Annotated in this window: 15 protein-coding genes; 14 read left to right on the top strand and 1 reads right to left on the bottom strand. The window is 70.4% G+C overall.

The genetic code is table 11. The features are described from left to right. Positions 1 to 79 precede the first annotated feature (79 nt). Positions 80 to 673, bottom strand: coding sequence for a GNAT family N-acetyltransferase (locus BR47_RS0103150; protein ID WP_020103611.1), 594 nt, complete (start codon positions 671 to 673; stop codon positions 80 to 82). A 210-nt stretch (positions 674 to 883) separates the two neighbouring features. Between BR47_RS0103150 and BR47_RS0103145 the strand changes: the two genes are divergently transcribed. The 14 genes from BR47_RS0103145 to ftsZ all read left to right on the top strand — a co-directional run bounded on the left by BR47_RS0103145 (position 884) and on the right by ftsZ (position 18,307). Then, positions 884 to 1,276, top strand: a complete 393-nt coding sequence (locus tag BR47_RS0103145) for an SCO2097 family morphological protein (protein WP_029105722.1) — start codon at positions 884 to 886, stop codon at positions 1,274 to 1,276. Between the two features lie 406 nt (positions 1,277 to 1,682). Then, on the top strand, positions 1,683 to 2,117 hold the full coding sequence (mraZ, locus tag BR47_RS0103140) for a division/cell wall cluster transcriptional repressor MraZ (RefSeq protein ID WP_020103613.1): 435 nt from the start codon (positions 1,683 to 1,685) through the stop codon (positions 2,115 to 2,117). Continuing rightward, complete coding sequence (gene rsmH / locus BR47_RS0103135) at positions 2,092 to 3,240, top strand: 16S rRNA (cytosine(1402)-N(4))-methyltransferase RsmH (RefSeq protein ID WP_177127302.1); 1,149 nt, start codon at positions 2,092 to 2,094, stop codon at positions 3,238 to 3,240. Before mraZ ends, rsmH begins: the two co-directional genes overlap by 26 nt. Beyond that, entirely contained in the window at positions 3,240 to 4,442 is a 1,203-nt protein-coding gene (gene ftsL / locus BR47_RS0103130) for a cell division protein FtsL (protein WP_090562326.1), read from the top strand. Before rsmH ends, ftsL begins: the two co-directional genes overlap by 1 nt. Then, a complete protein-coding gene (locus BR47_RS0103125) occupies positions 4,439 to 6,379 on the top strand; it encodes a peptidoglycan D,D-transpeptidase FtsI family protein (protein ID WP_029118550.1) in 1,941 nt (646 codons plus the stop codon). Before ftsL ends, BR47_RS0103125 begins: the two co-directional genes overlap by 4 nt. Before the next feature lie 36 nt (positions 6,380 to 6,415). Then, complete coding sequence (locus BR47_RS0103120) at positions 6,416 to 7,957, top strand: UDP-N-acetylmuramoyl-L-alanyl-D-glutamate--2,6-diaminopimelate ligase (protein WP_029118549.1); 1,542 nt, start codon at positions 6,416 to 6,418, stop codon at positions 7,955 to 7,957. Beyond that, the gene (locus BR47_RS0103115; RefSeq protein ID WP_029118548.1) at positions 7,954 to 9,453 is read left to right on the top strand and encodes a UDP-N-acetylmuramoyl-tripeptide--D-alanyl-D-alanine ligase; all 1,500 of its coding nucleotides are present in this window, start codon (positions 7,954 to 7,956) and stop codon (positions 9,451 to 9,453) included. Before BR47_RS0103120 ends, BR47_RS0103115 begins: the two co-directional genes overlap by 4 nt. Beyond that, positions 9,450 to 10,529 (top strand): phospho-N-acetylmuramoyl-pentapeptide-transferase, encoded by a 1,080-nt coding sequence (mraY, locus tag BR47_RS0103110; RefSeq protein ID WP_020103619.1) that lies wholly within the window; start codon positions 9,450 to 9,452, stop codon positions 10,527 to 10,529. The genes BR47_RS0103115 and mraY overlap by 4 nt, the downstream gene beginning before the upstream one ends. A gap of 69 nt (positions 10,530 to 10,598) precedes the next feature. Then, positions 10,599 to 11,264: a DUF5642 family protein gene (locus BR47_RS31880; RefSeq protein WP_029118547.1), complete on the top strand. Its 666-nt coding sequence runs from the start codon at positions 10,599 to 10,601 to the stop codon at positions 11,262 to 11,264. 292 nt (positions 11,265 to 11,556) lie between these two features. Beyond that, positions 11,557 to 13,281 carry a putative lipid II flippase FtsW gene (gene ftsW, locus BR47_RS0103100; protein ID WP_029118546.1) on the top strand — a complete coding sequence of 575 codons (1,725 nt, stop codon included), beginning with the start codon at positions 11,557 to 11,559 and terminating at the stop codon, positions 13,279 to 13,281. 68 nt (positions 13,282 to 13,349) lie between these two features. Then, positions 13,350 to 14,456, top strand: a complete 1,107-nt coding sequence (murG, locus tag BR47_RS0103095) for an undecaprenyldiphospho-muramoylpentapeptide beta-N-acetylglucosaminyltransferase (protein WP_286154330.1) — start codon at positions 13,350 to 13,352, stop codon at positions 14,454 to 14,456. A 38-nt stretch (positions 14,457 to 14,494) separates the two neighbouring features. Beyond that, a complete protein-coding gene (gene murC, locus BR47_RS0103090) occupies positions 14,495 to 15,904 on the top strand; it encodes a UDP-N-acetylmuramate--L-alanine ligase (protein ID WP_502685813.1) in 1,410 nt (469 codons plus the stop codon). Continuing rightward, positions 15,901 to 16,881, top strand: coding sequence for a cell division protein FtsQ/DivIB (locus BR47_RS0103085; protein ID WP_029118543.1), 981 nt, complete (start codon positions 15,901 to 15,903; stop codon positions 16,879 to 16,881). The genes murC and BR47_RS0103085 overlap by 4 nt, the downstream gene beginning before the upstream one ends. 247 nt (positions 16,882 to 17,128) lie before the next feature. Continuing rightward, positions 17,129 to 18,307: a cell division protein FtsZ gene (gene ftsZ, locus BR47_RS0103080; protein WP_020103625.1), complete on the top strand. Its 1,179-nt coding sequence runs from the start codon at positions 17,129 to 17,131 to the stop codon at positions 18,305 to 18,307. Positions 18,308 to 18,326 lie beyond the last annotated feature (19 nt).

Raw genomic sequence — 18,326 nt, 5'->3', positions numbered from 1 at the left:
GCAAGGCGCGCAGGTGGCGGCGGCGGTTCACGCCGTTATCGTGCCAGATCGCGGTAGGGACAGCGGCACGCCGGATGGATCACAGTGGCAGGGCCCGGCCGAGAATGGCGAACGGCCGGGGATCACCGGGGAAGAAGTAGCTGCGCATGACGTCGTGGAAGTCGAGCCGGCGGTACAGCTTCCAGGCCCGGTTGTCCTCGCCGTGGATCTCCGGCGTGGACAGCAGGACGTGGGATTCCGTGGCGCCCGCGAGCAGCCGCCGGGTGAGCGCCTCGCCGAGTCCCTGCCCCTGCGCCCGCGGGTGGATGTGCAGTTCGGTGAGCTCGAAATACCCGTTCATCAATTGGTCGATGCGTTCGCTGGGGGTGCCGACGTGGCGCAGACCGGTCGCGACCTGTTGGTACCACCACTGATCGGGCGCGCCGCGGTACCCGTAGGCGACCCCGAGCATGGGGGCGGATCGAAGTGCGGCCTCCGGTGCCTCGTCGGTGGTGGGGACGTCGAACGCCGCCACTCCGGTCCAGCCGTCGCGGCGGGTGTGCTCCAGCCACATCGAGGCCCGCTGGCGTTCGGTGCCGCGTGGGTAGCGCATCGCGTCGACGTAGACGGACAGCGCGTCGTCGAGGCGGTGCTGCATGTCAGCCGGCGACAGATCGGTCAGGAGCGTCGCCACGGTGTGAGCCTTTCGGTGCGGCAGGGAAGTCGGGTGTCGGGTTTCTGAACAGGCGCTGTCGCCCGGCCGACGTCCCAGTCTTACAATTCGGGAGTCTGAAGTATGTGGTACGTGTCTGTGTGACCTCGTATCATGACTGTTAGGTATCCGTGACCACGGGTGCAGACGTCAGGAGCCGCTGCGGGCAGCGGTGTGAGTTGGGAGGCGCGGATGCCACTCTCCGATCATGAGCAGCGCATGCTCGACCAGATCGAGAGTGCGCTGTACGCCGAGGACCCGAAGTTCGCTTCGAGTGTCCGGGGCGGCACGCTGCGCGCGCCGTCGGCGCGGCGGCGACTGCAGGGCGCGGGGCTGTTCGTCCTGGGTCTGGCGTTGCTGGTGCTGGGTGTGGCCTTTCGGATTCTGTGGATCAACCAGCTGCCGATCCTGAGCGTCATCGGTTTCGTGGTGATGTTTGCCGGTGCTGTCTTCGCGGTGACCGGTCCCCGGGTGTTGTCCAAGGAGAAGTCGCCTCCGGGGGGTGGCAAGTCCAAGCGGTCCCGTGCCGGCAACTCGTTCACCAACCGTATGGAAGACCGCTTCCGTCGCCGGTTCGACGAATAGACGCTGACGCGTGACGCAGGGGTAGCCGATTCGGCTGCCCCTGTTTTGTTTTTCGCTCGGCCTGGTTTGTTTTCGACGCGCTCTTGCCTGTTCGTGGCGGTGTGACGCGCGACACGCCGGGTTGGTAGCGAAATTTGCCGGCGGCGCCGTGCGCCACGATTTTTCAGGGGCTGCGCTCCGCGACTCCCCACAACGCCCCACCAATCTCCCACATGGGTCTCCAGCTGGGATTTCATCGCTCATCCAGGCTGTTTGATGCCGAACTCCACCCCTGATTTCTCGTGATTGCTGCGTCAGGTGGGGCAGATAAGGCGATTTTTAGACTTGAGATGGAGAGAAGTGGGGGATTGTGGGGTAATGTGGCGGACATCGGAGAGACGGACTCCGGAGTGGTGGGAGGTGCCTGATGTTCCTGGGTACCTACACGCCGAAGCTCGACGACAAGGGGCGACTGACGTTGCCCGCCAAGTTCCGCGATGCACTGGCAGGAGGGTTGATGGTCGCCAAAAGTCCAGATCACAGCCTCGCCGTGTACCCGAGGGCCGAGTTCGAAGCCGAGATCGCCCGCCGCGTGGCGAGCACTCCCCGGAACGACCCCGCTGCTCGTGCCGACCTGCGCGTTTTCGCCGCGGGCGCCGACGAGCAGCACCCCGACGCTCAGGGCCGCATCACCCTGTCGGCCGATCACCGTCGCTACGCGAGCCTGACCAAGGAATGCGTCGTGATCGGTGCGGTGGACTACCTCGAAATCTGGGATGCCGCGGCCTGGCAGACCTACCAAGAAACTCACGAAGAGAACTTCTCCGCGGCAAGCGATGAAGCGCTCGGCAGCACCCTTTGACCTGCAGGCCCGTGCAGCGTGGCCTCTGCCCGAACCGGCCCTGGCGTACTTCCCCAACGTCAGGTTCGCGAACTCGGACAGAGACCTCGCTGCAGGGGCCGCACAAATCCACCAGCTGAAGCCTTTTGGGGGTGTTGCGTTGACCGATCGTCGGCCGCACATTCCGGTGCTGCTGGACCGCTGTGTCGAGCTGCTGGCCCCGGCACTCACCCGGGGCAGCGCCGACGGTGCCGGCGCAGTCATGATCGACGCGACGCTGGGCGCCGGTGGCCACTCCGAAGCCTTCCTCACGCGGTTCCCCGCTGTGACGCTCATCGGCCTGGACCGCGACCAGACCGCGCTGCGGCTCGCGGGGGAGCGCCTCGCGCCGTTCGGTGACCGCGTGCACCTGGTCCACACCCCGTACGACGGCATCGACGAGGCGCTGACCCAATCCGGTTACCGGCCAGGCGAATTGGACGCCATCCTGTTCGACCTCGGGGTGTCCTCGATGCAGCTCGACCAGGCGGAGCGCGGTTTCGCGTATGCGCAGGACGCACCGCTGGACATGCGGATGGACCAGACCTCGGGCTTGACCGCGGCCGACATCCTGAACAGCTACGACGCCAAGGCGCTCACCCGCGTGCTGCGCGAGTACGGCGAGGAGAAGTTCGCCTCGCGCATCGCCGGCGCGATCGTCCGGGAGCGCGCCCGCCGCCCGTTCACCACGACGACCGAGCTGGTCGAGCTGCTCTACGCGGTGATCCCGGCCCCGGCGCGTCGCACCGGCGGGCATCCGGCCAAGCGGACGTTCCAGGCGCTGCGCACCGAGGTCAACGGCGAGCTCGACTGCCTGCGGGCGGCGATCCCCGCCGCGCTGAACGCGCTGCGTCCCGGCGGCCGGATCGCGGTCGAGGCGTATCAGTCGCTGGAAGACCGAATCGTCAAGGGGTACTTCACCGATGCCATCGCATCGCGTACCCCGGAGGGCCTGCCCATGGAGCTGCCCGGCTACGAGCCGCTCTTCACCTCGTTGACCCGGGGCGCCGAGCGGGCCGACGAACACGAACTCGAATTGAACCCGCGCAGCGCGTCCGTCCGCCTGCGCGCACTGGAAAAAGTTGTCACAAGGGGAGGTCTGTGATGGCAAAGCGGCCAGCACCGGTACGCGGCGGCAATGCTCGACGGGACTCCGACCCCGATCCGCGCCGCCGCGCCACACGCCGCGGCGGCGACCCGGCATCGCGTCGCGAGGGCAGCAAGGGGGAAGCCAAGCGCGACAACAAGACTGACGCCCGCGTCAAGCGCGGCAAGCGCGACGTCCGGCCGCAGCGGTCCAAGCCGACCGGCGCCGGACCGCAGACCACGCCGTTCGCGCGGCCGACGGCGGCGCCGTCGCGCCCCAAGAGCGCCTCGCAGGCCAAGGCCCGCGCCAAGGCTCGGAAGGCCAAGGCGCCCAAGGTTGTTCGCACCCCGCTGCGGGAGCGGCTGCTCATCCGCATCGCCGAGATGGACCTCAACCCGCGGCATCTGATCGCGCGGGTGCCGTTCGTCGTGCTGATCATCGGGGCGCTGGGCATGGGCCTGGGCGTCACGTTGTGGCTGTCGACCTCCGCGGCCGAACGGTCGTACGAGCTGGGCCGCGCCAAAGAGATCAATCAGGCTCTGCAGCAGCAGAAAGAGGCGCTCGAGCGCGACGTGCTGGTCGCGCAGGCCGCGCCGGCCCTCGCCGATGCGGCGCGCAACCTCGGCATGATCCCGTCGCGCGACACCGCGCACCTGGTGCAGGACCCCACCGGCAACTGGCTGCTGGTCGGCAGCCCGAAGCCGGCGCAGGGGGTGCCGCCGCCACCGCTGAACACGCCACTGCCCGAGGCGGCCCCGGCCGCGGCCCCGCGCCCGGCCCCGGCCGCTGCACCCGCCCCGGTGCCGGCACCTGTTGCCGCTCCCGTCCCCGCTCCGGCGGGCGTTCCGGCTCCCGCAGCTATACCGGTCCCGGGTGCCGTTCCGGCTCCCGCAGCTGCGGTCCCGGGGGCCGTTCCGGCCCCCGCCGCCGCTCCGGCGCCCGTCGTGGTCGACCCGCGCGAGCAGGTCGTGCACGCACCGGCGCCCGCGGCTCCGGCGGTCCCGGCGCCAGCCCTCGCGGCGCCCGTGCCTGCGGCTCCGGCGCTCCCGGTGCCTGGGCAGGGCACGCTGCCCGGCCCCGCGTTGCAGCCTGAGGCCGCGCTGCCTGCGCCCGTCGCACAGGCCCCGGTCGCCCCGGCCCCAGTCGCACAGGCCCCCGTCGCCCCGGCTCCGGTCCCGGCCCCGTTGCCGGCGCAGCCTGCCCCCGGCCTTCCCGCATGAGCGGCACGCGACCGCGCAAGACGGGTGCTGCGCCGGGCACGCCACGCAAGCGTTCGGCCGCCAAACCGCGTCCCGCGCAACCGCATTCGGCGCACGACCGGCGCACCCGCGAGGCCGTCGTGCCCGAGGGCCGGACCGGTTCGTTCGGGTTCCGGCACAAGGCCGGCAACATCGTCATCGCGGTGGTGCTGCTCGCCGCGGCCGTCCAGTTGTTCTTCCTGCAGGGCCCGCGGGCGGCCGGTCTGCGCGCCGAGGCCGCCAGCCAGCTCAAGGTCACCGACGTGCAGAAGGCGGTGCGCGGCAGCATCGTCGACCGCAACAGTGCCAAGTTGGCGTTCACCATCGAGGCCCGCGCACTGACCTTCCAACCGAACCGGATCCGCCAGCAGCTGACCGAGGCGAAGGCCAAGACCCCGGCGGCGCCGGACCCCGACAAGCGGCTCAACGAGATCGCCGTCGGTGTGGCCGGCCTGCTGAACAACAAGCCCGACGCCGCGACCCTGGCCAAGAAGATCACCGGCCGGGACTCGTTCGTCTACCTCGCGCGGGCCGTCGACCCGGCGATCTCGGACGCCATCACCAAGAAGTACCCCGAGGTCGGCGCGGAGCGCCAGGACATCCGGCAGTACCCCGGTGGCTCGCTGGCCGCGAACGTCGTCGGCGACATCGGCTGGGACGGCCACGGCCTGCTCGGCCTCGAAGATTCCTTCGACGCAAAGCTTTCCGGCACCGACGGCTCGGTCACCTACGACCGCGGCTCGGACGGCGTGGTGATCCCCGGCAGCTACCGGGACCGGCACGACGCCATCAACGGCGCCACCATCCAGCTCACGCTCGACAACGACATCCAGTACTACGTCCAGCAGCAGGTGCAGCAGGCCAAGGACATGTCGGGCGCGCACGACGTCTCGGCGGTCGTCCTGGATTCGAAGACCGGCGAGATTCTCGCCATGACGAACGACAACACCTTCGATCCGGCCCAGGAACTGAACCGGCAGGACGACAAGCAGATGGGCAACCTGCCTGCGACGTCGCCGTTCGAGCCGGGCTCGGTGAACAAGATCGTCACCGCGGCGTCGGTCATCGAGTTCGGGCTCTCGAATCCCGATGAGGTGCTTCAGGTTCCGGGCAGTTACAACATGGGTGGCGTCACCATCCGCGACGCGTGGGGCCACGGCACCGACCCGTACACCACCACCGGTGTCTTCGGGAAGTCGTCCAACATCGGCACCCTGATGCTGGCCCAGCGGGTCGGCCCGGAGCGCTTCGCCGACATGCTGACGAAGTTCGGCCTCGGCCAGCGCACGGGTTCGGGCCTGCCCGGCGAGAGCGCGGGGCTGGTCCCGCCGATCGACCAGTGGTCGGGCAGCTCGTTCGCGAACCTGCCCATCGGACAGGGCCTTTCGATGACCCTGCTCCAGATGACCGGCATGTACCAGGCCATCGCGAACGACGGCCTGCGCATCCCGCCGCGCATCGTCAAGTCGATCGTCTCGGCCGACGGCACGCATCAGGACCAGGCGGCGCCCGAGGGCGTGCAGGTCGTGTCGCCGCAGACCGCGGCGACGCTGCGCAACATGTTCCGCGCGACCCTCCAGCGCGACCCGCGCGGCACCCAGCAGGGCACCGGCTGGCCGGGCGCTGTCGAGGGCTACCAGATGGCCGGCAAGACCGGCACCGCCCAGCAGATCAACCCGGCCTGCGGCTGCTACTACGACGACGACCACTACTGGATCACCTTCGCCGGCATGGCGCCGTCGGACGACCCGCGTTACGTCGTCGGGATCATGGCCAACAACCCGCAGCGCAATGCCGACGGCACGCCGGGCCACTCCATGGCACAGCTGTTCCACAACATCGCGGCATGGCTGATGCAGCGGGAGAACGTGCCGCTGTCACCGGACCCCGGTCCGCCGCTGGTCCTGCAGGCCACCTGACGGGCCGGGCGCCCGTCTCCGGCCCGGTACTGTGTCATGGCCATGTCTTCGCCTACCTTGCGCCCCGCTGACCCTGTCGGGGCCGCGCTGGGCTCGTTGGCCGACCACGTCGGCGCCGCGCTGCCATCCGAGCCCCAGGCCAGGGAGCTGCGCGTCACCGGTGTCACGCTGAGCAGCCGCGACGTCGTCGCCGGTGACCTGTTCGCGGCACTGCCGGGATCAGCCGCACACGGCGCGCGGTTCGCCGCCGACGCCGTCGCGGCCGGCGCCGCCGCGGTGCTGACCGACCCGGCGGGCCGGGAACTCCTCGACGTGGGTGTGCCCGTCCTCGTGCACCCCGACCCGCGGGCGGTCCTGGGCGAGGTCGCCGCCGAAATCTACGGCCGGCCCTCCGAACGGCTGCGCGTCATCGGCATCACCGGGACTTCCGGCAAGACCACGACCACCTATCTGGTCGAGGCGGGGCTGCGCGCCGCGGGGCGGGTGGCCGGGCTCATCGGCACCGTCGGCATCCGGATCGACGGCCGCGACCTGCCGAGTTCCCTGACCACCCCCGAAGCGCCGGCGCTGCAGGCGCTGCTGGCCACCATGGTCGAACGCGGCGTCGACACCGTCGTCATGGAGGTGTCCAGCCACGCGCTGTCGCTGGGCCGGGTGGACGCGCTGCGCTTCGCCGCCGGCGGCTTCACCAACCTGTCGCGCGACCACCTCGATTTCCACCCCACCATGGACGACTACCTGGACGCCAAAGCCCGGCTGTTCCAACCTGATTCGCCCAACCACGCCGAGGTGTCGGTCGTCTGCGTGGACGACGACTGGGGCCGGAAGATGGCGGCCCGCGCCGCCGATCCGGTGACCGTCAGCACCAGCGGTGACGCCGACTGGACCGTCACCGACATCGCCGCCGATCGCGGTGGCCAGCAGTTCACCGCCGTCGGGCCCGAAGGCGCTCGGCACGCGCTGCGGATCGGCCTGCCCGGCGGCTACAACGTCGCCAACGCGCTGCTCGCGGTGGCACTGCTCGACGCCGTCGGCGTCACGCCGGAGCAGGCGGCACCCGGACTGGCGACCGCCACCGTGCCCGGCCGGTTGCAGCCCATCGACCGCGGGCAGGACTTCCTGGCCCTCGTCGACTACGCGCACAAGCCCGGCGCCCTGGAAGCGGTGCTGCAGACGCTGCGCCCGCAGACCCGGGGCCGGCTGGCCGTGGTCTTCGGCGCCGGCGGCAACCGGGATGCCGGGAAACGTGAGCCGATGGGACGCATCGCCGCGCAACTCGCGGACCTGGTCGTGATCACCGACGACAATCCGCGCGACGAGGATCCGGACCTCATCCGGGCCACGATCGCCGCGGGTGCCGCCGACGGCTCGGCCGAGGTGGTGGTGATCGGTGACCGCCGGACCGCCATCGACCACGCCGTCGCCTGGGCGCGCGCGGGGGACACCGTCCTGGTTGCGGGCAAGGGCCACGAGTCGGGCCAGACCCGCGCCGGCCAGACCCGGCCCTTCGATGATCGTGATGAATTGGCCGCCTCGCTCGATGCAGCGGCCGGGAAAGCTGGGGAGTCACCCGCATGATCGACCTGACCCTGGCAGAGATCGCCGACATCGTCGGCGGCGAGCTGTCCGACATCACGCCCGAGGCTGCCGCCTCGACACGCGTGACCGGAACCGTCGAATTCGACTCGCGGGCCGTCACGGAAGGCGGGTTGTTCCTGGCGTTGCCGGGCGCCCACACCGACGGACATGACTTCGCCGCGGGTGCGGTGGCGGCCGGTGCCGTCGCGGTGCTGGCGGCGCGGCCGGTCGGGGTGCCGGCCATCGTCGTCAAACCGGTTGCCGGACAGGTCGATTCGGCCTCGGGTGCACTCGAGCACGACACCGACGGTTCGGGCGCCGCAGTGCTGGCCGCACTGGGGAAGCTGGCCCGCGCCGTGGCCGACCGGTTGGCCGCCGGGGGCCTGCGGATCATCGGCGTCACCGGCTCGTCGGGCAAGACGTCGACCAAGGACCTGCTGGCCGCGGTGCTCGCGCCGCTCGGCGAGGTGATCGCGCCGCCCGGATCGTTCAACAACGAGCTCGGTCATCCGTGGACGGTGCTGCGCGCCACCGGCGATACCGACTTCCTGGTGCTCGAGATGTCGGCGCGGCACCCCGGCAACATCGCCGCGCTCGCCGCGATCGCACCGCCGTCGATCGGTGTGGTGCTCAACGTCGGCACTGCGCATCTCGGCGAGTTCGGCTCGCGCGACGTCATCGCCGCGACGAAGTCCGAACTGCCGCAAGCCGTTCCGGCCACCGGCATCGTCATCCTCAACGCCGACGACGGTGCCGTCGCCGCGATGGCCGACGTCACCGGGGCCCGCGTGGTGCGGGTGTCCCGGTCGCCCGGCGCAGACCTGTGGGCCGGTGACGTCACCCTCGACGAGCTGGCCCGCCCGCGCTTCACCCTGCACGCGGGGGAGCAGCACGTCGACGTTGCACTCGCTGTACACGGCGACCATCAGGTGTCCAACGCGCTCAGCGCCGCCGCGGTCGCCCTGGAGTGCGGCGCGACCCTGCAGCAGGTGGCTGACGCGCTCGCCGGCGCCGGCCCCGTCTCGAAGCACCGCATGCAGGTCACCACCCGCGCCGACGGGGTGGTCGTGGTGAACGACGCCTACAACGCCAACCCCGACTCGATGCGCGCGGGCCTCAAAGCGCTGGCCTGGATGGCCAAGTCGGCGCGTGCCGAAACCGGCGCGCCGGTGCGTAGCTGGGCGGTGCTCGGCGAGATGGCCGAACTGGGTGACGACGCGATTGCCGAACATGACAGCATCGGTCGACTGGCCGTGCGTTTAGATGTGTCACGACTGGTCGTCGTCGGAACCGGGAGGACTATGGGCGCCATGCAACACGGCGCGGTGATGGAAGGTTCGTGGGGCAGCGAGGTATCGCCCGTCCCCGATGCCGAAGCCGCGCTTGATTTGCTGCGCGCCGAGCTGGAGCCCGGCGATGTCGTGCTGGTCAAGGCCTCGAACTCCGCGGGGCTCGGCGCGCTTGCCGAGGAGCTGGCGCGGGAGGGACACGCATGATTCAGATCCTGTTCGCCGTCGGTATCGCGCTCGCGGTGTCGATCGTGCTGACGCCGGTGCTGATCCGGCTGTTCACCCGCCGGGGCTTCGGGCACGAGATCCGCGAGGACGGTCCGGCCAGCCATCAGAAGAAGCGCGGCACGCCGTCGATGGGTGGCGTCGCGATCGTCACCGGCATCTGGTGCGGTTATCTCGGTACCCATCTCGTGGGGCTGCTGGTCGACGGCGAAGGGCCGTCGGCCTCGGGTCTGCTGGTGCTCGGCCTGGCCACGTCGCTGGGGGCCGTCGGCTTCATCGACGATCTGATCAAGCTCCGCCGGGCCCGCAACCTGGGTTTGAACAAGACCGCCAAGACGGTCGGTCAGCTGGTCTCGGCCGTCCTGTTCGGTGTGCTGGTGCTGCAGTTCCGCAACGGCTACGGACTGACGCCGGGCAGCGCGGGCCTGTCCTACGTGCGCGAGATCGCGACCGTCACCCTGGGCCCGCTGTTGTTCGTGCTGTTCATCGTGGTGCTGGTCAGCGCGTGGTCCAACGCCGTCAACTTCACCGACGGTCTGGACGGCCTGGCGGCCGGTGCCATGGCGATGGTCAGTGCGGCGTACGTGCTGATCACGTTCTGGCAGTACCGCAACGCGTGCGCCACCAGCCCGGGACCGGGCTGCTACAACGTCCGCGACCCGCTGGACCTGGCGCTCGTCGCGGCCGCGACGGCAGGTGCCTGCATCGGGTTCCTGTGGTGGAACGCCGCGCCGGCGAAGATCTTCATGGGCGACACCGGCTCGCTGGCGCTCGGCGGCATCATCGCCGGCCTGTCGGTGACCAGCCGGACCGAGACGCTGGCCATCGTGCTCGGCGCCCTGTTCGTCGCCGAGGTGACCTCGGTGGTGGTCCAGATTCTGGCCTTCCGCACCACCGGGCGCCGGGTGTTCCGGATGGCGCCGTTCCATCATCATTTCGAACTGGCCGGCTGGGCCGAGACCACGGTGATCATCAGGTTCTGGTTGCTCACCGCCATCGCCTGCGGGCTCGGGGTGGCGCTGTTCTACAGCGAGTGGCTGTCGGCGGGTGGCCGCTAGACACGCGGCTCCCAGCCGACATTCAGCATTTGCGCGGTGGTGCCGGAGCCCGCTGTTAGGGTTCGCGCCATGACTGTCGAGAAGTACCTGGTCGGGCCTGTTGTCGTGCTGACGGGCGCGGCGCTGATCGCCGGTTGCGGCGGTTCGGACGGTAAGTCCGGGAGCGGCGGCCAGGCCGCGGCGAAGTACGACATCTCGAAGGTCGGCGGCGCCAAGAGCAGCCTGCCGCCGGGTTACGACCCGATGGATCTGGAGGCGGACACCGTCACCCAGGAGAAGCTGGACGCGCCCGGTGTCGGCGCGCTCACCACCACGCCGCCATCGGTCGTCACTCCCACCGAGTGCGCGCCGCTGCTCAAGCCGCTCGCGCCGGCCGGCGTCGGCGCCAAGACCGCGGGCTTCATCGGCAGCAACCAGGAGGGCCACACCGTCATCGTGGTGGCGGCGGAAGCGGTCGGCACCGCAGGCGAACTCGGCCATGCGGGCTGTGATCAGTTCACCGTCGACTCGACCGACGGCGTCACCGCGACGGTCGAGCGCGTCCCCGGCCCCGACATCGCGGGCGCGAAGACCATGGGCGTGCAGGCGCACATCACCGCCAATGGCAAGGCCATCGAGGAAACCACCTACACCGCCGTCCTGGGGGACAAGACCGTCGCCGTCGTCCAGGCCGACGTCGACCCGCAGGTCGCCAAGGACCTGCTCGCCAAGGCGGTCGCGGCGATCAAGAGCTGATCGTCCGCCGGGCCACGCCGCGAACGTAACCGGGTGACGGCAAAACGCCCCGAATCTCGCCGTGACGTTGCATTCGCGACGCACAGCCGAGGAACGTGCGCCCTCGGCGCACTGTCAACGCGGGGCGGCGGCCTCGCGCGCCATGTGACGACGGCCTCCTGGCAAATCGCCCCATTCCGGCGACACGCGCCGGATGTGCCGCGCCCTGCGGGTGCGACAGGGGAGGATTTTGGGATGCAAGGGACAGTTGTGGTTTTTGTGACCAATGTGAACGACGAGGTCGGGTAGTCACATGCCGGACATCCTTGCAAAGCTCCGCCGGGGCAAAGCCGGCCCCGAAGAACCGCAGGCTCCGGACGAGAAGAACCCGAGCGACTCCACCGACGGCGGCAAAGAGTCGGGCAAAGACGCGGCCGCAGAGTCGACCGCCAAGCCCGCCGCACCCAAGCGGCAGGGCCCCCGGGCCCGGTTCGGGGCCTGGCTGAGCCGGCCGATGACGTCGTTCCACCTGGTCATCGCCTGCGCGGCACTGCTGATCACACTGGGCCTGACCATGGTGCTGTCGGCCTCGGGCGTGCACTCGTACGACGAGGACGGCTCGCCCTGGACCATCTTCGCCAAGCAGGTGCTCTGGACCGTCATCGGCCTCATCGCGTTCTACGTCGCGCTGCGGCTGCCCATCGCGTTCATGCGCCGGATGGCGCTGCCGGCGTTCATCGTCAGCCTCGTGCTGATCGCCCTGGTGCTGATCCCGGGCATCGGCCACCTGTCCAACGGCGCCCGCGGCTGGTTCGTCGTCGCCGGCTTCTCCATGCAGCCGTCCGAGCTGACCAAGATCGCCTTCGCGATCTGGGGCTCGCACCTGCTGGCGACCCGCCGCATGCAGCACGCCGGCTGGAAAGAGCTGCTGTTTCCGCTGGTCCCGGCGGCGGTGCTGGCGCTGGGCCTGATCGTCGCCGAGCCCGACCTCGGGCAGACGGTGTCGGTCAGCATCGTCCTGCTCGGCCTGCTCTGGTACGCCGGTCTGTCGCTGCGGATCTTCCTGAGCTCCCTGGTCCTGTGCATCGGTGCGGCGGCCATCATGGCGGTCTCCGCCGGCTACCGCTCCGACCGTGTGCGGGCCTGGCTGGACCCCGACTCGGACCTGCAGGGCATCGGCTACCAGTCGCGGCAGGCCAAGTACGCGCTGGCCAACGGCGGCATGTTCGGTGACGGGTTGGGGCAGGGCACCGCGAAGTTCAACTACCTGCCCAACGCGCACAACGACTTCATCTTCGCCATCATCGGCGAGGAGCTCGGCTTCATCGGCGCAGCGGGACTGTTGGCGCTGTTCGGCCTGTTCGCCTACACCGGCATGCGCATCGCGCGCCGGTCGGTCGACCCGTTCCTGCGGCTGCTGACGGCCACCACGACGCTGTGGGTGGTCGGCCAGGTGTTCATCAACGTCGGCTACGTGCTGGGTCTGTTGCCGGTCACGGGCATCCAGCTGCCGCTCATCTCCGCCGGTGGAACCGCAACGGCCACAACACTTCTGTTGATCGGTCTGATTGCCAATGCGGCGCGCCACGAACCCGAGGCGGTGGCCGCGCTGCGGGCCGGCCGCGACGACCGGATGAACCGGATCCTGCGGCTGCCGCCGCCGGTGCCGTATTCGCCGACCACCCTGGACTCGGCCCGGGACCGGCTGCGTGGCCGCGGCGACAAGCCGGTCCGCAAGCCCCCCGCCCGGCAGGCCAAACCCGCCAAGCCGGCAAAGCCCACGAAGTCTGCGCGACCCACTCGGCAGGCCACCAGGCAGGAGCCCCCGCCCCGGCAGCGCCGGACCGACGCCCCGCGGCGCACGCGACGCACCGAGGAACCGGACCGGCGGTCGGACCGCGCCCGCCGAAACCCCGTACCGGCCGACGGTGCCGGACGGCGTGCAAGGCAAAATGGTGACCTCAAGGGTCAACAAAGACGTGACCCGCGCCGGTCGGACCCGCGGGTCCGCACATTGGAAGGTCAGCGGTACGGGTGAGTGTGAGTTCGGGCCGGAGCGACGGGGGAAGCCACCGGGGCGAGCGGAGCGACGGGGCAGGCCCCCGCATCTCGGTGGTTCTGGCCGGAGGTGGCACCGCAGGTCACATCGAACCCGCGATGGCGGTCGCCGACGCACTCGTGGCGCTGCGGCCCGACGTCCGGATCACCGCCCTCGGCACGGCCCGCGGGCTGGAGACCCGGCTGGTCCCCGAACGTGGCTACGACCTCGAGCTGATCACGCCGGTTCCGTTGCCGCGCAAGCCTTCTGCTGACCTGGCGCGGCTGCCGCTGCGGGTCCGGGCCGCGGTCCGCGAGACCCGCGACGTGCTCGACGCCGTCCACGCCGACGTCGTCGTGGGATTCGGCGGCTACGTCTCGCTGCCCGCCTACCTCGCCGCCCGCGGCGGGGGACTGCGCCGCCGCCGCACCGTCCCGGTCGTGGTGCACGAGGCCAACGCCAGTGCGGGCTGGGCCAACAAGGTCGGTGCCCGCTCGGCGCGCCGGGTGCTGGCCGCGGTACCGGATTCGGGTCTCAAGGGCAGCGAGGTCGTCGGGATTCCGGTGCGCGAGTCGATCACCTCACTGGACCGGGCTGCGCTGCGCGCCGAGGCCCGCGAGTTCTTCGGTTTCGCCGACGACGCCCGCGTGCTCCTGGTGTTCGGCGGATCCCAGGGCGCGCAGTCGCTCAACCGTGCCGTGTCCGGCGCGGCGGAAAACCTCGCCGCACAAGGTGTTTCGGTGCTGCACGCCTACGGCCGCAAGAACACCCTCGAGCTGCCGGAACCGGCGCCGGGTGCCCCGCCGTATGTCGGGGTGCCGTACCTCGACCGCATGGATTTGGCTTATGCCGCGGCCGATCTGGCGATCTGCCGGTCCGGCGCCATGACCGTCGCCGAGGTCAGCGCCGTCGGTCTGCCCGCGGTCTACGTGCCGCTGCCGATCGGCAACGGCGAGCAACGACTCAACGCACTCCCGGTGGTCGACGCCGGCGGCGGCCTCCTGGTCGACGACGCCGAGCTGACCCCGGACTTCGTCACCGAACGGATCGGAAACTTGATGCGCGACACCGCCGCACTGGATCAGATGACGACGGCGGCCGCGCTGGCCGGCCACCGCGACGCGGCCCGGCGGGTGGCGCAGATCGCCCTGGACACCGCATTGGGTATCCGGTGACGGCGCGGGAGCTGCCACCCGAGCTGGCTCGGGTGCACATGGTCGGTATCGGCGGTGCCGGGATGTCCGGTATCGCCCGGATTCTGCTGGACCGCGGCGGCCAGGTGTCCGGCTCGGACGCCAAGGAGTCCCGTGGTGTCGCGGCGCTGCGGGCCCGCGGTGCCGAGATCCGGATCGGGCACGACGCGTCGTCGCTGGACATGCTGCCGGGCGGTCCGACCGTCGTGGTCAGCACGCACGCCGCCATCCCGAAGGACAACCCCGAGCTGGTGGAGGCCCACCGACGCGGCATCCCGGTGATCATGCGCCCCGTCGTGCTCGCCAAGCTGATGGCCGGCTACCGCTCGGTGCTGGTGACCGGCACGCACGGCAAGACCACGACGACGTCGATGGTCATTGTGGCGTTGCAGCACAGTGGTTTTGACCCGTCGTTCGCCGTCGGCGGCGACCTGGGCGAGGCCGGCACCAACGCGCACCACGGCAGCGGTGACTGTTTCGTCGCCGAGGCCGACGAGAGCGACGGTTCGCTGCTCGAATACACCCCTGATGTGGCGGTGGTGACCAACATCGAGGCCGATCACCTGGACCACTTCGGCAGCGTCGAGGCCTACACCGCGGTGTTCGACGACTTCGTGGCCCGGCTGCGTCCCGGTGGTGCGCTGGTGGTGTGTGCCGACGATCCGGGTGCCGAGGCGCTGGCACAGCGGTCGGCCGAGCGCGGCGTGCGCGTGCTGCGGTACGGCATGGGCAGTGCACAGCGCGCGGATCTGGAAGCGACGCTGCTGACCTGGCAGCAGCAGGGCACCGGCGGCGTGGCGGCCATCCAACTGGCGGGCGAGCCGCACCGCCGGGGCATGCGGCTGTCGGTGCCGGGCAAGCACATGGCGCTCAACGCGCTGGCCGCGCTGCTGGCGGCCCGGGAGGTCGGCGCCGATCCGGAGGCCGTGCTCGACGGTCTCACCGGGTTCGAAGGTGTGCGGCGCCGCTTCGAGGCGGTCGGAACCGCTTACGGCGTCCGGGTTTTCGACGACTACGCGCACCATCCCACCGAGGTCCGGGCGACGCTCGAGGCGTTGCGGGCCGTGGCCGGCACGTCGCGGTCCATCGTGGTGTTCCAGCCCCATTTGTATTCGCGGACACAGACTTTCGCGAAGGAATTCGGTCAGGCCCTGGATCGTGCCGACGAAGTGTTCGTCCTCGACGTGTATGCCGCACGGGAGGCCCCGCTGGCAGGCGTCAGCGGCGCGAGCATCGTCGAACACGTCTCGGCCCCGGTGCATTACGTGCCGGACTTCTCCGCGGTGGCCGACCAGGTGGCGGCCAAGGCCGGTCCCGGTGACGTCATCGTCACCATGGGTGCCGGCGACGTCACGCTGCTGGGTCGCGAGATTCTGACCGCACTCGAGGTCAAGGCCAACCGTGCCGCCCCGGGACGGCCCACGCCGTGACCGTGGAGGACGGCTCGGGGGAGCCGGCTACCGAACCTGTTGCGGCGCAGGACGATACGGTGCAGGGCGAGGTGGCGGCGGATGTGGCGCCGGACGCGGCGGCAGAAGCGCCCGCGGACGAGGCGGCGCCGGACGCCGCATCGGCCGATCCCGCGTCACCCGACTACGAAGGGCCCCGTCGCCGCGCCCGGCGCGAGCGGGAGGAACGCCGCATCGCGCTGGAGCGGGCCAGGGCACTGGAACAGGCGCGCCAGGAGGCCCGGCGCCGGGCGGCGGGCCTGTCCGACCAGCCCAAGGCGCCCACGCGCGGCGTCATCCGCGGCCTGAAGATGTTGTTGTGGTCGGCGGTGACGGCCGTCGTCGCCGTCACGCTGGGCCTGGTGCTGTACTTCACGCCGATCATGGCGGTCCGGCACACGGTGGTCACCGGCCTGGCGACCCTCACCGAGGACGAAGTGACGGCGGCGGCCGCGGTCAAACCGGACACGCCGCTGCTGCAGGTCAACACCGACGCGGTGGCCGAGCGGGTCGCCACGATCCGGCGGGTGGCCAGTGCCCGGGTGCAGCGGGAATACCCGTCGACGCTGCGGATCACGGTGGCCGAGCGGGTCCCGGTGGCGGCCAAGGAGTACCCGGACGGTCCGCACCTGTTCGACCGCGACGGCGTGGATTTCGCGACCGAGCCGCCGCCACAGGGACTGCCGTACCTCGACGCCGACAATCCCGGCCCGAAGGATCCGGCGACCCTGGCGGCCCTCGAGGTTCTGCTGTCGCTGCGTCCTGAGGTCTTCAGCCAGGTCGCGCGGGTGGGGGCGCCGTCGGTCGCCGCTGTCACGCTGACGCTCAACGACGGTCGTGAGGTCATCTGGGGGACCACCGACCGCACGGAGGAGAAGGCGCTCAAGCTGGGCGCGCTGCTCACGCAGCCGGGGCACACCTATGACGTGTCCAGTCCCGACCTGCCCACTGTGAAGTAGCTCATCGACTTCCAGCCTGTCGCCGCTGTTTCGCTCGCCAGGCCACCTATTTCCCCGTCGCTTCGCTCGCCCGGGCAGAAAAATCGCGTGAACTCTCGGCGCGCCTGCACGGCTGCGGCGCGGCCGCACCCTACCGTTCTGTTTGCGCGGAACAACTTGACATAACTCTAACCCTATGGTTGAGGTTTAGGGTTTTGATTCGAGAAGTTTTGCTCAGGACAAACCGAGCCAGGGAGGAAGACGTCAGATGACACCCCCGCATAACTACCTAGCCGTCATCAAGGTGATCGGTGTCGGCGGCGGCGGCGTCAACGCCGTCAACCGCATGATCGAACAGGGCCTTCGCGGCGTCGAGTTCATCGCGATCAACACCGACGCGCAGGCGCTGCTGCTCAGTGAGGCAGACGTCAAGCTCGACGTCGGCCGCGACTCGACCCGCGGCCTGGGTGCCGGCGCCGACCCCGAGGTGGGGCGCAAGGCCGCCGAGGACGCCAAGGACGAGATCGAAGAGCTGCTGCGCGGCGCCGACATGGTGTTCGTCACCGCCGGTGAGGGTGGTGGCACCGGTACCGGTGGCGCGCCCGTCGTCGCCGGCATCGCCCGCAAGCTCGGCGCGCTGACCGTCGGTGTGGTCACCCGCCCGTTCTCGTTCGAGGGTAAGCGGCGCTCGAACCAGGCCGAGTTGGGCATCCAGGCGCTGCGCGAGAGCTGCGACACCCTGATCGTCATCCCCAACGACCGCCTGCTGCAGATGGGCGACGCAGCCGTCTCGCTGATGGACGCGTTCCGCAGCGCCGACGAGGTGCTGCTCAACGGTGTGCAGGGCATCACCGACCTGATCACCACGCCCGGCCTGATCAACGTCGACTTCGCCGACGTCAAGGGCGTCATGAGCAGCGCCGGCACGGCGTTGATGGGTATCGGCTCGGCCCGCGGCGACGGTCGTGCGCTCAAGGCCGCCGAGATCGCCATCAACTCGCCGCTGCTGGAGGCCTCGATGGACGGCGCGCAGGGCGTGCTGATGTCGGTGGCCGGCGGTAGCGACCTGGGTCTGTTCGAGATCAACGAGGCCGCGTCGCTGGTGCAGGATGCCGCACACCCCGAGGCCAACATCATCTTCGGAACCGTCATCGACGATTCGCTGGGCGACGAGGTCCGGGTCACGGTCATCGCGGCGGGGTTCGACACCGCCGGTCAGAGCCGCAAGCCCGTCACCTCGGCAGTGCCGGGTGCGACGGCGACGCCGGCTGCTGCCGGTGGCGCGCACCGGGCGCAGACCTTCGGGGCGGCGAGCGCGGGCAAGCTCGGCGCCTTCAACGCCGACCCGGGCAGCGTCCCGGCGGCGACCAACGGTGTGACGGTGAGCGTCGGCGGCCGTGGCGACGACGATGACGACGTCGACGTGCCGCCGTTCATGAAGCACTGACAGTGACCGAGTGTTGCGG

Origin of the sequence: Mycobacterium sp. UNC410CL29Cvi84 (genome assembly GCF_000686745.1) — a bacterium.
GTDB classification, from domain to species: domain Bacteria; phylum Actinomycetota; class Actinomycetes; order Mycobacteriales; family Mycobacteriaceae; genus Mycobacterium; species Mycobacterium mucogenicum_B.
Note: the sequence above shows the minus strand (reverse complement) of the source record. Positions and strands in the feature narration are given on the sequence as shown.